This window comes from Pseudotabrizicola alkalilacus (assembly GCF_003443995.1).
Taxonomy (GTDB): domain Bacteria; phylum Pseudomonadota; class Alphaproteobacteria; order Rhodobacterales; family Rhodobacteraceae; genus Pseudotabrizicola; species Pseudotabrizicola alkalilacus.
The window spans coordinates 256,213-268,289 of sequence record NZ_QWEY01000001.1; the positions used below are offsets into that span (position 1 = coordinate 256,213).

Sequence of the window (12,077 nt, forward strand, 5' to 3'; positions counted from 1 at the left end):
CTCCGGGACAGCGGGCTGCGGATAAAGGCATGATATGAATTTCGATCTGAATGCAACCACGGCCTTTGACGCGTCCATTCCGGTCGGGCCCGAGGCACCTGTACCGCTGGAGGAGGCGCTCGGCTTTGTAGACCGGGTCTTCGGGATCGACACGATCCTGTCGGATAAATCTTTAGAAATTGTCGCTAAATATTATCGGCAATCCATCCCGGGTTATGCCGCGATCTACAACCGCTGGCAATGCATGCACCTCGCCTTGCATGAGCCCCATCTGGATGAGGAAGGCGCCTTCTTTGCCCAGGCCCAGGTGGTGTCGGATCTGTTGACCAGTGCGCCGGGGCAAAGGGTGCTGGAGCTGGGCTGCGGGCTGGGGGCAAACACGCTGCATCTGGCTGCGCGCCATCCCGGCACCGACTTCATTGGCCTCGACCTGATGGCCGAGCATGTCACCCGCGCCAGAGCCAAAGCCAGTAACTTGCCCAATGCAAGCTTCCGCTGCGCCAGTTTCGATGCGCTGCCCGAGGATGCCGAAGGATTCGACGTGATCTTCGCCGTCGAGACCCTGTGTTACGCCCGATCGACCGATGATTTGGCCTTGAGGCTGGCCCGCCTTCTGCGCCCCGGTGGCTGGGTTGTCATTTTTGACGCTCATCGCAAGGAAGGGTTCGAGACCTTCCCCGTCGCTCTGGTGACAGCCGCCCGACTCTATGAGGCGACCACGGCTGTCACGCGCGGCTTCCATCGGGATGGAGCGTGGGAGAGGGCGCTGACGGCGGCGGGACTGGTCGCCGCCAGCGAAAGCATCACGGCGAAAACGCATCAGGGTCTGGCCACACTGCACCGGAGGGCAACGAAGGTCTTTGTTGATCCGAAGTGGCGCCTGATGCTGCGGACCATGCCGCGCTACTTCGCGCGCAATGCCGTCGCCGGGCTTCTGGGCTATCATGTCTGCTTTGGCGACGGCCCTGAACCTGATCCGGAGCGCGGCGTGATCGCCTATCAGCAGATCATGGCCCGGAAAGACGTCTACTGACAGGCCCCTATGCCCTGCTGCGTTTCACCGCGTCGCTGCCAACAAGCATCCTTGTCTTCTGGCCCATCAGCTCGATCAGGATCCAGACCCGGCGCTCGGGCTCGCTGCGCTCGACCTCGGCGAGGAGGCCAGCGAAGGGGCCGGCACTGATCAGCACCTGGTCCCCAGGGGCCAGTTCGTCAGGCGGCAGGATCAACCCCTCGGCATCGCAGCCAAGCGCGATCTGCTCGACCAGGCCTTGCGGCACGGCGACGGGCATTCCCCCGAAGGCCACCAGCTGCGTTACCCCCATCGTGCTGTTGACCGCGCGCCAGCGTGACCCGGCGGGATCAAGCGCGACAAACAGATAGCCGGGAAACAGCAGCCGTGGCTCAGTGCGGAACCGTGCGCCACAGCGCCGTGTTTCCAGCCGCTGGGGCGCAAAGACCGGGAAATCCTGACGCAGCAAATTGCGCCGGGCGATCGCCAGAGCATTGGGCTTGAGCTGGGCGAGATACCATTGCTGGCCGGGTCGGGTGCCGAGACGGCACAGCGCGGCATCGATTGGCGTGCGGGAATGAAACATGATCCGCGCCGCGCCTCAGTGGACACGGGCCGGCGTGGGCGCGCAGGTCGCACCCTGCCACCGCTGGCCCATCCGCAGGCGTCGCCGCACCAGCCGCATGCCCAGCCCGTAGGTGACGAAGAACAGGGCGGAGAAAAACGCCAGGGCCAGCGCCGCCCCCAATGGCCGGGCGTGCAGCAGGACACCAGCCACCATCGGCGCGGCGATGAAAGGCAGCATGACGGTCGTCGCCACTGGGTTCGTGATCCGCCGGCGCGACCGGCTGAAGACCGTAATCTCCAGGCCTCGCATGACGAACTGATGGAAATGCAGCCGGTCGGGCATCGAGACCGGCAGGTTGCGCCTGCGCCGACGATAGATCGCCAGCGTGAGGTCGGCCAGCGGCCAGAACAGCATCAGCATCATCGCCAATGGCGTGACATCCGGGTTACGGGCAGCGAGCGTTATGCCCAGCCAGGCCAGCAGGAAGCCCACCGAATATGCACCCGCATCGCCGAAGAAGATTCGGCCGAAGGGGAAATTGAACATGAGAAAGCCCAGCACCGCAGCGCCCAGCAGCAGCGCAAAGGCAGCGATCTCGGTATCCCCGACCCAGATCGCCGTGCCGCCAATTCCCGCCGCGGCCAGAAGCGCGGTAAAGCCGGCAAGGCCGTTCAGCCCATCAATGAGGTTGAACGCATGCGCGATGGTCGAGGCGGCGACGACGGTGATCAGAATTGCCAGCGGCGCCCAGGACAGCAGCAGATCGAGCGCGGGCAGGCCGGTTTCCTCGATCCAGGTGCCGGTCAGAAAGACGGCCAGAGCGGCAGACACCAACGCGGCACCCAGCCGACCGGCCGGGGCCACGGGATAGCCCAGATCCTCGATCGCGCCGGACAGGAACAATGGAAAGACGGCCAGCATCAACGCCAGCCAGAGCGAATCCCATGCCGGCACGGTCAGGGCCACGGCGACGAGCAGCGCTCCGAACACCGCCACTCCGCCCAGACGCGGCGTCGGCGTCGTATGGGCGGCCTGCACCGCCATAAGATCGCCGTGACGGGTCAGCCTGTGCAAGGCGCTGCGGGTCTTGATGATCAGAACGCCGCAGACAAGGGCGGCAACCCCGAAAGCGGCAAGGCCTTCTGTGGTGAATACTTCGCGCAACATACTATCCCTCAAAGCGTTTGTTGGGCAGCTGGGTAATCCGATTGCGCAGCTAGGATTGTATGCAGAAGCACAAGGCTTCTACATATCCGGAGCATCAAAGTAGATGCCGGTCATTTCCTATTTTTTGACATGCAATCTCAAGTTGATATTGCGCCCACGCGCACCTTTGCAGATGCAGCATCGTCCGTAAATATCATATAATTATAGACTAAATATGTCGTTACTTCTGGCCGCAACTCTAGGTAATCTAAGGAAGGAGTCCATTACGATCGCCTGTATGATGCGGACGCCTGGTGAGTATTTAATCTGTATATAAAGTAGGTTTTTATCCGTGGAAAATAGCGATAACCATTGTCCGCAATAGCCGTCGATAGAGAATGCGTTCCGGCGCGGATCGGCATGCCAGAATAAAACACACTATTAAGGCCAGCGTGATGACCCGGGACAGCCTTTTGGCGCTCGAGATTGACTTCGAGAGGCAAATCTATGAGTCGAAACTCTTGTCGCTGTTTCGGCGCAGTCCGTCGACGTGGGAACTTTTGCTCCACCTCGCCCAGTTCGAGGAGGGATCGGAGGATGGCGTTTACAACACACTTGATCGCCTCCGGACGCGGTATCTGGGGAATTCCGCGATGCTGAAATTCGTGCGCGAGCGACGGGATGACGGATTGCTGCTTTTTACCGAGCACACGAAACGCAGCAAATGGAAAGTCTCTCTGGATGCGGAGCTTCGCGATGCCCTGCTCCTAGCGCTTGAGGAGCGTAATCGGGGGCTGGGGCAGGCCCTTGCCCCGAAAGAGGACAAGCCGCAAATGAGCAAGCAGATCATCAGATAAAGGCGCGGCGCGCGGTCATCGCGCCTGTTGCCGCAGCAGCAACAGATCCAGCAGATCTGCCCGCAGATCCTCGGAAATCGCCAAGGTCCACTTGCTCTGCTTTTGGGGGCTTCGGTTGAAGCGGATGATGCCGTCCTCGCGCCGCTCGCGCAGGAATCGCAGCAGCGCCGATTGACCGAGCGCATTCGTTTCAACGGACTCGACGATCTCATAGAGACCTGGACCTTGCTGTTCGTCGGCCCGCGCGATCATCAGGAGAACCTCCCAGGTGGTGGCGTTGCGCCGGAAGATCGAAAGTTTGGGGTGCTTGAACACCGCGCGCTCGAAGGCAAGCTCGGATTGCAGCAGGTAGCGGGGCCGCGACTGGCAGAACGGATTTTCCTGCCTTTGGCTGTCATCTCTTACGCTGCTGTCTGGCTTCTCTGTCTGTCCGAAATCCCTGGGCATCCGTCTCTATCCTATCTGGTTGCCAGACCCTGAAACCGAATAGACGGCGACCCTGTCATTCTCTGTCATGGCCCCCCGAACACTTCGGCCGCATATTAAAGGGTATTTCGTGCCATGTGAAGTCACTTCACTGGCATGACGTTGCAAAAGGCCTTAAAAAGATTGAAGAAAGTCAGCCCCATCGCGCGCGCCTCGCGGGAGCGCGTGACCAGAACATCGGATCACCCTGCTGTAGGCGAGCACGATGATGGGAAGGGCGGATTGGGCCCTCAAGGCAAAGTCCCCCGAAGCGGTGGGATGACCACTCATAGCGCAGGGCGCAAGCCGCCATGCTGGCGCAAGCCCGTGAACGGTTCACCGTAAACCGTGAATGTAACGTCAGAGCCAGACGGAGCCGGGCCTATAGGCAGGCACAATCTGTTGCTCTCGGCCCATTGATCCAGTGTAAGCCGGATGGTCTGGGTGATCAGGGCAACAAAGCTGCCGTGCTGTTCCAGCTTCTGCACAGCCGCAGCTGCCATGCCGACTGCCTCAATCATAGAGTGCGAATCTTCGGGGTCTATGCGCAGGGGCGCTGCAAGTTCTGTGGTAGTGAAAACGTCCACAGTCGGAACGGTGATCCGGGCGACGTGCATCATCATGCCTCCTGCAATGTGATGGAACGATTGCGGGAAAAAGGCTGAACATTCCCCGAATTGGCTGTGTCAGTTTTGTGCCGATTCTTCTCGCCTGTTCCTGCGCCGTTCCGCGCAACAGTGCACGAACCTGCAAGATCAGCAGAGCCGGAGCCTTTAGATATTGACGTTTTTTCAGGGGTCTTGTAGGTGCCGCAGTGGGACACCCTTCCCCAACGAAGGGCATTTATCTGTGAGGATACCATGGCTGATCTGATCGCCCCGGCGTTGCGCCCGGCTAACCCGCGCTTTTCTTCTGGCCCCTGTGCCAAGATTCCCGGATTTTCCCTTGATATGCTTGACGATGCGCCCTTGGGCCGCTCGCACCGTGCCGCTGTCGGCAAGGCCAAGCTGAAAGAAGCCATCGAACTCACCCGCGAGATTCTGGGCGTGCCTGCGGACTACCGCATCGGCATCGTCCCCGGTTCCGATACCGGCGCTGTGGAAATGGCGATGTGGTCGCTGTTGGGCGCGCGTCCGGTCGAGATGCTGGCGTGGGAAAGCTTTGGTGAGGGCTGGGTCACGGATGTGGTCAAACAGCTGAAGCTGGATGCGGTGGTCAAAAAGGCCCCTTACGGCCAGATCGTGGATTTCTCGACCGTCGATTTCGACAAGGACGTGGTGTTCACCTGGAACGGCACCACCAGCGGGTGCCGCCTGCCCAATGCCGATGCCATTCCGGCGGACCGTCAGGGGTTGACGATCTGCGACGCCACCTCCTCGGCCTTTGCGATGGAGATGGACTGGGCCAAGCTGGATGTGGTGACCTTCAGCTGGCAGAAGGTGCTGGGTGGCGAGGGCGCGCATGGCATGCTGATCCTGAGCCCGCGCGCGGTGGAGCGGCTGGAAAGCTATGTCCCGGCCTGGCCGCTGCCAAAGATTTTCCGCCTGACTGCCAAGGGCAAGCTGATCGAGGGCATTTTTGTCGGCGAGACCATCAACACCCCGTCGATGCTGGCGCTGGAGGATTATCTGGTTGCGCTGAAATGGGCGAAATCTGTCGGTGGCCTGCGCGGTCTGGTGGACCGGGCGACAGCCAATGCGCAAGTGGTCTGGGAGTTTTGCGCCGCAAACCCGTGGCTGCAGAATCTGGCGGAAACGGCAGAGATCGCCTCGACCACCAGCGTTTGCCTGAAGTTCGCCGACGCGCGGATCACGGATGGCGAGGCTTTTGCCAAGGCCGTGGCCAAGCGGCTGGAAAAGGCCGGGGTGGCATATGACATCGGCGCGTATCGCGATGCGCCTGCGGGCCTGCGGATCTGGTGCGGATCGACGGTGGAAACCGCCGATGTGACAGCGCTGATGCCGTGGATCGCCCACGCGTTCGAGGCTGAAATCGCAGCACTTGCGCAAGCTGCCTGACGGTGGTGGCGGGGAGACCCCCGCCCTACCCCAACCGTAGGGCGGGGGTCTCCCCGCCGCCCCCTTCCCATTCAAGATAGGTTCCATCATGGCCCCCAAGGTCCTCGTTTCCGACGAACTCTCCGAAACCGCCGTCCAGATCTTCCGCGACCGTGGCGTCGAGGTCGATTACATGCCCAAGCTGGGTAAGGACAAAGACGCGCTGCTGGCGGTCATCGACCAGTATGACGGTCTGGCAATCCGCTCGGCCACCAAGGCCACCGAAAAGCTGCTGGCGGCGGCCACCCGGCTGAAGGTGATCGGCCGCGCCGGGATCGGTGTCGACAATGTTGACATTCCGGCCGCGTCGAAAAAGGGCGTGATCGTGATGAACACGCCGTTCGGCAACTCGATCACCACCGCCGAACATGCGATCGCGATGATGTTTGCCGTGGCGCGCCAATTGCCCGAGGCCAATGCCAGCACCCATTCCGGCAAATGGGAAAAGTCGCGCTTCATGGGCGTGGAGCTGTTCAACAAGACCCTCGGCGTGATCGGCGCGGGCAACATCGGCGGCATCGTCTGCGACCGCGCTTTGGGTCTGCACATGAAGGTGGTGGCCTATGACCCCTTCCTGTCGGACGAGCGCGCTGTGCAGATGGGCGTCACCAAGGTCGAGCTGGATGAGCTGCTGGCGCGGGCCGATTTCATCACCCTGCATGTGCCGCTGACCGACAAGACCCGCAATATCCTGAGCCGCGAGAACCTCGCCAAGACCAAAAAGGGTGTGCGCATCATCAACTGCGCCCGGGGCGGTCTGATCGACGAGGCGGCGCTGGCCGAGGCGCTGCAATCGGGGCAGGTGGCCGGTGCGGCGCTGGATGTGTTCGAGGTGGAACCGGCCACCGCCAGCCCGCTGTTCAACCTGCCCAATGTGGTGGTCACGCCGCACCTTGGCGCCTCGACGACTGAGGCGCAGGAGAATGTGGCGCTGCAGGTCGCCGAGCAGATGTCGGATTACCTGCTGACCGGCGCTGTCACCAACGCGCTGAACATGCCGAATGTCACCGCCGAAGAGGCCGCCGTGATGGGGCCATGGGTCAAGCTGGCCAGCCATCTGGGGGCGTTCATCGGCCAGATGACGGATGAGCCGATCAAGGCGATCAACATCCTGTATGATGGCCGCGTGTCCGAGATGAACATCGCCGCGCTGAACCAATCGGTGATTGCGGGTGTGCTCAAGGCGCAGAACCCGGATGTGAACCTTGTTTCGGCCCCGGTTGTGGCCAAGGACAAGGGCATTCAGATTTCCACCACCCGGCAGGACAAGTCGGGGGTGTTTGACGCCTATATCAAGGTGACCATGGTGACCGACAAGCGCGAACGCTCCATCGCCGGCACCTGTTTTTCGGATGGCAAGCCGCGCTTTATCCAGATCAAGGGCATCAACATCGACGCCGAAGTGGGCGAACACATGCTGTATACCACCAACGAAGACGTGCCGGGCATCATCGGCCTGCTCGGGATGACGCTGGGCAAGAACGGGGTGAACATCGCCAACTTTACCCTTGGCCGGTCGGCCATCGGTCAGGATGCGATTGCTCTGCTTTATCTTGATCAGGCGATCAATCCGAAAGTCGTCGAAACGCTGGATAACACCGGCATGTTCCTGCAGGTCAAGCCGCTGGTGTTTGAAGGCGCGTAAGAACAGAACGCTCTTCCCTCATTTTCTGTCTTCAAATATCCCGGGGGTCCGGGGGCAGCGCCCCCGGGCTTTCCGCATTCGAAAGGCCCGATCATGCAGACCCCAAACCGGCAGACCTATGCCATCGGTGACATTCACGGCCATCTGGATTTGTTGCGCGGCGTGCATGATCTGGTCGCAGAGGACATGGCGCGCCATGGGGCGGGGCAGGTTCTGCACGTCGGCGATCTGGTGGACCGGGGGCCGGACAGCCGGGGCGTGGTGGAGTATCTGCGGCAGGGCATCGCGGGCGGGCAGGACTGGATTGTGCTGAAAAGCAACCATGACCGGCTGTTCACCATGTTCATGGATGACCCGCTGGCCAGTGATCCGGGCCTGCGCTCTGATCTCAGCTGGCTGCATCCCAAGCTGGGGGGCGGGGTCACGCTGGGGTCTTATGGTGTGCCCAATGCATCAGACCGGCCGATTGCAAAGGTTCATGCCGAGGCTCTGGCGGCGGTGCCGCAAGAGCATCTCGATTTTCTGACCAGCCGCCCGACCTGGCACCGGGCCAACGGGGCGATCTTTGTGCATGCCGGGGTGCGCCCCGGCATCGCCATCGAGGATCAGGCCGAGGATGATCTGTTGTGGATCCGCAAGGGCTTTCTCGATCATGAGGCACCGTTCGAGGCGCTGATCGTGCATGGTCACACCGCGATCGAGGCCCCGACGCATTACGGCAACCGGGTCAATATCGATTCCTCCGCCGCCTATGGCGGGCCGCTTTCGGTGGTCGTGGTCGAGGACGGCGCGGTGTTTCACCTGACGGCACAAGGCCGGGTGCCACTGCTGCCTTGATGGCTGGCACCAAAGGTCACCGGCGCAACCTCCGCACGGCCATCAGGGCAGAGCCGCCAAAGAACAGCCCGGCAAAGCCCACCACCTCGACCAGTCCCGGGCCTTCGGGCCAGCCGCGAAAAGCGATGGCAAAGGCCAAAAGGCCGAGCCCGCCCAGCGAGATCACCAGCCGGATCAGGTATTCGCCCCGGGTCGGGCCGTATTTGGGCGCCTCTTTGACCATGGTCGGAAGACTGGCCTAGCCGCGCAATTCTGGCAAGCGGCGATAAAGCCGGAGGCTGAGGAGAGCGCAGATCGTGGCGACGGTCGCAAGGATGGCGAAAAACCCGGTGCCGCCCAGCGGCTCCAGCAGCGGGGCCAGCACCACCGGCGCGGTGATCCCGCCGACCAGACCGGCGGCGATGATGGTGGGGGCGGTGCGCGGGTCATCGCCCATCAACCGGCTGGCGGCGACATAAAAGCCGGGGAAGAACAACCCCGCTGGAATGCCAAGCGCGACAAAGAACACGCCGGGGCTGACAAAGGCCGCCAGCGTGGCCGAGACAGCTGCCGCCACCATGGCCCCGGCATACAGCAGAAACGGCGTGGTCAGATGCGCGGTAAAGATCAACACCGTGCGCGCGCCCAGAAAGGCCACAAAGAACGCGCTCAAAAGCTGCGCGGCGGCTGTTTCGGTCAGGCCCGAGCGGATCAGGGCGCTGGGGCCAAGGCCGATCAGCGTCGCCTCGATCCCGATCCCGGCGACCGCAAACAGCTGAAACGCCAGCATCGGGCGGAACGGGCCGGAGGCCCCGGCCGCAGGCGGCGGCGCGGCCTGACCGGCGGGGCCCGCGCCCAGCCAGATCAGCACCGCAAGCCCGGCCACCAGCGCATAGGCCAGCGCCGGGTCAGAGCCGAGCCAGACAAAGATCAGCGGGGCGGCGATGGCGCCAAGGCCAAAGCTCGCATTGACCAGACTGACCATGGCGGTGCCGCGCGCGCCGTAAGCGCGCAGGATGCGCGGGTTGAACACCACAGTGGCCAGCCCGTAGCCGGTGCCAAAGATCAACGCACCGGCAAAGGTGGCGATGGCCCCCAGCCCGAAGGCGATGGCGGCGGCCCCGGCGGCCATGATGCTGACCGCGATCCGGGGCGACACCCTTGGCCCCCAGCGATACATCAGTGCCACGCCGATGGCGCAGCCGATCCAATGCGCCGAGACCAGCCACCCGGCCTGTGCCGCGCTGAGCGACAGCGCGCGGCCAAACGCGGGCAGGGCAGGGCCATAGAGCGACTGCCCGGCCCCCATCATGATGAACGTGGCGATTCCCACAAAGAGGAGGCCCGTATTCGCCCGGTTCTGGTTTGTCATCATGGCCTCGGATGGGGTTGCGGCTGGGGGTTTTGGCCGCTCTCCTTCTCTTGGCGCGCCGGGAGTGTCAATCGACGCCGCGTCATCTTTCCTCACCGGGACAAATGCCGTTAGGATTGCCTGAATTTCAGGAGGCTCCGATGGTCAGCGACTCGAATGATGTGTTTATCCTTTCTGCCACGCGCAGCGCGATTGGCGGCTTTGGCGGGGCCCTGGCATCTGTGCCGCCGATTGATCTGGCGGCGCAGGTGATCGCGGCGGCCCTGCGGCAGGCCGGTATCGGCGGGGCGCAGGTCGGGCATGTGGTGATGGGCCATGTGATCAACACCGAACCGCGCGACATGTATCTGAGCCGGGTGGCGGCGATGCAGGCGGGGATTCCCGACACGGTGCCGGCGATGAACGTCAACCGGCTGTGCGGATCGGGCGCGCAGGCGGTGGTGTCGGCGGTACAGGCGCTGATGCTGGGTGATTGCGCGGTGGCGGTGGCGGGCGGGGCCGAGAGCATGAGCCGGTCGCCCTATATCCTGCCCGCCGCGCGGTTCGGGCAGAAGATGGGCGATACAAAGGCGCTGGACATGATGACCGGCGCGCTGACCTGCCCGTTTGGCACCGGGCACATGGGGGTGACGGCGGAGAATGTCGCGGCGCAGCACGGCATCAGCCGGGCGGCGCAGGATGCCTTTGCGCTGGAAAGCCAGAAGCGCGCGGCACGGGCCATCGAGGGCGGGCTATTCACCCGCCAGATCACGCCGATCTCGGTCGAGACCCGCAAGGGCCCGGTGCAGTTTGCGGTGGATGAACACCCGAAAGCCACCTCACTGGAGGCATTGTCGGGGTTGCGCCCGGTGTTCCAGAAAGATGGCACGGTGACGGCGGGCAATGCCAGCGGCATCAATGACGGCGCAGCGGCGCTGGTGCTGTCGCGCGGGCTGTTCCCGGGGGCAAAGCCACGCGCACGGGTGATGGGCTATGCTCATGCCGGGGTGGACCCGAAGGTGATGGGCATCGGCCCGGTTCCGGCGGTCGAGGCGCTGTGTGACCGGCTGGGGATCAAGCCGGGCGATTTCGACATCGTGGAATCGAACGAGGCCTTTGCCGCGCAGGCCATCGCGGTGAGCCGCGAGCTGGGTCTGGACCCCGCCCGCGTGAACCCGAACGGCGGCGCGATTGCCTTGGGCCATCCGGTGGGGGCGACCGGCGCGCTGCTGGTGGTCAAGGCGCTGTACGAGCTGGAGCGCAGCGGCAAACGCACGGCATTGATCACCATGTGTATTGGTGGCGGGCAGGGGATTGCGCTGGGGATCGAGCGGGTCTGAAGGGCGGGGGGCTGGTGCGGGTCTGGTGACGCGGCCCCCCCACCCCGGCCCTCCCCCACGAGGGGGGAGGGAGGCGTTGGGCATCGACGTTGCGCGGGCGGATAGTGAGGGGCTGCTGCAGAGCAAGGGGCAGACCTGCGGCGGATGCGGGCACACCCTGCCGGGCTGTGCGTCTTTCGGTGTAGCGCGGCCAAGTTTCCCTTGCCCTGTCCGTGCAACGCCTGTAATGGAACGCATCCTGCGGTTCCCGGGCGACTCGGAATCGTTGGTTTTGCATTGATCCACCGGGTTAAAGGTTACCCTGCGTTTGACGGGGCCTTCTGGTGATTGAAAAAAAGGAACACGGCATGAAAGCCGACGAACTCCGGGGCAAGTCCCCCGATCAGCTGCGCGATCAGCTCGTTGCACTGAAAAAGGAAGCCTTTAACCTGCGCTTCCAGGCCGCCACGAACCAGCTTGAGAACACCGCGCGTATGCGCGTTGTGCGTCGTGACGCAGCACGCGTTCTGACCATTCTCAACCAAAAAGCCGCCGAAGCGGCGAAGTAAGAGGTTTATCATGCCCAAGCGTATCCTTTCAGGCGTCGTGACCTCGGACAAGAACGAACAGACCATCACGGTTCTGGTCGAGCGTCGCTTCAAGCACCCGCTGCTGCAAAAGACTGTGCGTAAGTCGAAGAAATACCGCGCACATGATGCAGAGAACAAATTCAAGATTGGTGACACCGTCCGTATCGAGGAATGTGCGCCGATTTCGAAAACCAAGCGTTGGACGGTGGTTGTCTCGGCTTAAGGCCGGGGCAGTCTTCGTTTTGCGATAA

The 12,077-nt window shown here is 62.9% G+C and carries 14 protein-coding genes; 8 read left to right on the forward strand and 6 right to left on the reverse strand.

The features are described from left to right. Positions 1–34 precede the first annotated feature (34 nt). Positions 35–1,033 (forward strand): class I SAM-dependent methyltransferase, encoded by a 999-nt coding sequence (locus D1012_RS01220; RefSeq protein WP_118149519.1) that lies wholly within the window; start codon positions 35–37, stop codon positions 1,031–1,033. A gap of 7 nt (positions 1,034–1,040) precedes the next feature. Here the strand turns inward: D1012_RS01220 and nusG are convergent, their stop codons facing one another. Beyond that, the gene (nusG, locus tag D1012_RS01225) at positions 1,041–1,598 is read right to left on the reverse strand and encodes a transcription termination/antitermination protein NusG (protein WP_118149520.1); all 558 of its coding nucleotides are present in this window, start codon (positions 1,596–1,598) and stop codon (positions 1,041–1,043) included. Positions 1,599–1,613: 15 nt separating this feature from the next. Further along, a complete protein-coding gene (locus tag D1012_RS01230; RefSeq protein ID WP_158569157.1) occupies positions 1,614–2,744 on the reverse strand; it encodes an MraY family glycosyltransferase in 1,131 nt (376 codons plus the stop codon). Positions 2,745–3,181: 437 nt separating this feature from the next. On the opposite strand from D1012_RS01230, the gene D1012_RS01235 reads away from it, so the two are divergent. Then, positions 3,182–3,583 carry a hypothetical protein gene (locus D1012_RS01235; RefSeq protein ID WP_147335604.1) on the forward strand — a complete coding sequence of 134 codons (402 nt, stop codon included), beginning with the start codon at positions 3,182–3,184 and terminating at the stop codon, positions 3,581–3,583. 15 nt (positions 3,584–3,598) lie between these two features. On the opposite strand, the gene D1012_RS01240 is transcribed toward D1012_RS01235, so the two are convergent. Both D1012_RS01240 and D1012_RS01245 read right to left on the reverse strand, forming a co-directional pair. Beyond that, entirely contained in the window at positions 3,599–4,030 is a 432-nt protein-coding gene (locus D1012_RS01240) for a hypothetical protein (RefSeq protein WP_118149523.1), read from the reverse strand. Positions 4,031–4,335: 305 nt separating this feature from the next. After that, positions 4,336–4,569 carry a hypothetical protein gene (locus D1012_RS01245; protein WP_147335605.1) on the reverse strand — a complete coding sequence of 78 codons (234 nt, stop codon included), beginning with the start codon at positions 4,567–4,569 and terminating at the stop codon, positions 4,336–4,338. A gap of 339 nt (positions 4,570–4,908) precedes the next feature. Between D1012_RS01245 and D1012_RS01250 the strand changes: the two genes are divergently transcribed. The 3 genes from D1012_RS01250 to D1012_RS01260 all read left to right on the forward strand — a co-directional run bounded on the left by D1012_RS01250 (position 4,909) and on the right by D1012_RS01260 (position 8,587). After that, entirely contained in the window at positions 4,909–6,066 is a 1,158-nt protein-coding gene (locus tag D1012_RS01250; protein ID WP_118149525.1) for a phosphoserine transaminase, read from the forward strand. Positions 6,067–6,154: 88 nt separating this feature from the next. Next, entirely contained in the window at positions 6,155–7,750 is a 1,596-nt protein-coding gene (serA, locus tag D1012_RS01255; RefSeq protein ID WP_118149526.1) for a phosphoglycerate dehydrogenase, read from the forward strand. Positions 7,751–7,843: 93 nt separating this feature from the next. Next, the gene (locus D1012_RS01260) at positions 7,844–8,587 is read left to right on the forward strand and encodes a metallophosphoesterase (protein WP_118149527.1); all 744 of its coding nucleotides are present in this window, start codon (positions 7,844–7,846) and stop codon (positions 8,585–8,587) included. 16 nt (positions 8,588–8,603) lie between these two features. Here D1012_RS01260 and D1012_RS01265 read toward each other — a convergent pair whose 3' ends face one another. Together D1012_RS01265 and D1012_RS22570 are read right to left on the reverse strand one after the other, a co-directional pair. Continuing rightward, entirely contained in the window at positions 8,604–8,810 is a 207-nt protein-coding gene (locus D1012_RS01265) for a hypothetical protein (RefSeq protein ID WP_118149528.1), read from the reverse strand. Between the two features lie 15 nt (positions 8,811–8,825). Then, entirely contained in the window at positions 8,826–9,938 is a 1,113-nt protein-coding gene (locus D1012_RS22570; protein ID WP_158569158.1) for an MFS transporter, read from the reverse strand. Between the two features lie 140 nt (positions 9,939–10,078). Between D1012_RS22570 and bktB the strand changes: the two genes are divergently transcribed. The 3 genes from bktB (at position 10,079) to rpsQ (ending at position 12,049) form a co-directional block, all read left to right on the forward strand. Next, complete coding sequence (gene bktB, locus D1012_RS01275) at positions 10,079–11,257, forward strand: beta-ketothiolase BktB (RefSeq protein ID WP_118149529.1); 1,179 nt, start codon at positions 10,079–10,081, stop codon at positions 11,255–11,257. A gap of 347 nt (positions 11,258–11,604) precedes the next feature. Continuing rightward, positions 11,605–11,805: a 50S ribosomal protein L29 gene (gene rpmC, locus D1012_RS01280; RefSeq protein WP_103334351.1), complete on the forward strand. Its 201-nt coding sequence runs from the start codon at positions 11,605–11,607 to the stop codon at positions 11,803–11,805. Between the two features lie 10 nt (positions 11,806–11,815). Then, the gene (gene rpsQ, locus D1012_RS01285) at positions 11,816–12,049 is read left to right on the forward strand and encodes a 30S ribosomal protein S17 (RefSeq protein WP_103334352.1); all 234 of its coding nucleotides are present in this window, start codon (positions 11,816–11,818) and stop codon (positions 12,047–12,049) included. The last annotated feature ends 28 nt before the right edge of the window (positions 12,050–12,077 follow it).

What these genes read in the sequence shown, in the direction of transcription:
- rpsQ (WP_103334352.1), top strand. Translation starts at nt 11,816, where the DNA reads ATGCCCAAGCGTATCCTTTCAGGCGTCGTGACCTCGGACAAGAACGAA.
- D1012_RS01240 (WP_118149523.1), bottom strand. Translation starts at nt 4,030, where the DNA reads ATGCCCAGGGATTTCGGACAGACAGAGAAGCCAGACAGCAGCGTAAGA.
- D1012_RS01235 (WP_147335604.1), top strand. Translation starts at nt 3,182, where the DNA reads ATGACCCGGGACAGCCTTTTGGCGCTCGAGATTGACTTCGAGAGGCAA.
- D1012_RS01260 (WP_118149527.1), top strand. Translation starts at nt 7,844, where the DNA reads ATGCAGACCCCAAACCGGCAGACCTATGCCATCGGTGACATTCACGGC.
- D1012_RS01265 (WP_118149528.1), bottom strand. Translation starts at nt 8,810, where the DNA reads ATGGTCAAAGAGGCGCCCAAATACGGCCCGACCCGGGGCGAATACCTG.
- D1012_RS01250 (WP_118149525.1), top strand. Translation starts at nt 4,909, where the DNA reads ATGGCTGATCTGATCGCCCCGGCGTTGCGCCCGGCTAACCCGCGCTTT.
- D1012_RS01245 (WP_147335605.1), bottom strand. Translation starts at nt 4,569, where the DNA reads ATGATTGAGGCAGTCGGCATGGCAGCTGCGGCTGTGCAGAAGCTGGAA.
- D1012_RS22570 (WP_158569158.1), bottom strand. Translation starts at nt 9,938, where the DNA reads ATGACAAACCAGAACCGGGCGAATACGGGCCTCCTCTTTGTGGGAATC.
- rpmC (WP_103334351.1), top strand. Translation starts at nt 11,605, where the DNA reads ATGAAAGCCGACGAACTCCGGGGCAAGTCCCCCGATCAGCTGCGCGAT.
- D1012_RS01220 (WP_118149519.1), top strand. Translation starts at nt 35, where the DNA reads ATGAATTTCGATCTGAATGCAACCACGGCCTTTGACGCGTCCATTCCG.
- serA (WP_118149526.1), top strand. Translation starts at nt 6,155, where the DNA reads ATGGCCCCCAAGGTCCTCGTTTCCGACGAACTCTCCGAAACCGCCGTC.
- bktB (WP_118149529.1), top strand. Translation starts at nt 10,079, where the DNA reads ATGGTCAGCGACTCGAATGATGTGTTTATCCTTTCTGCCACGCGCAGC.
- nusG (WP_118149520.1), bottom strand. Translation starts at nt 1,598, where the DNA reads ATGTTTCATTCCCGCACGCCAATCGATGCCGCGCTGTGCCGTCTCGGC.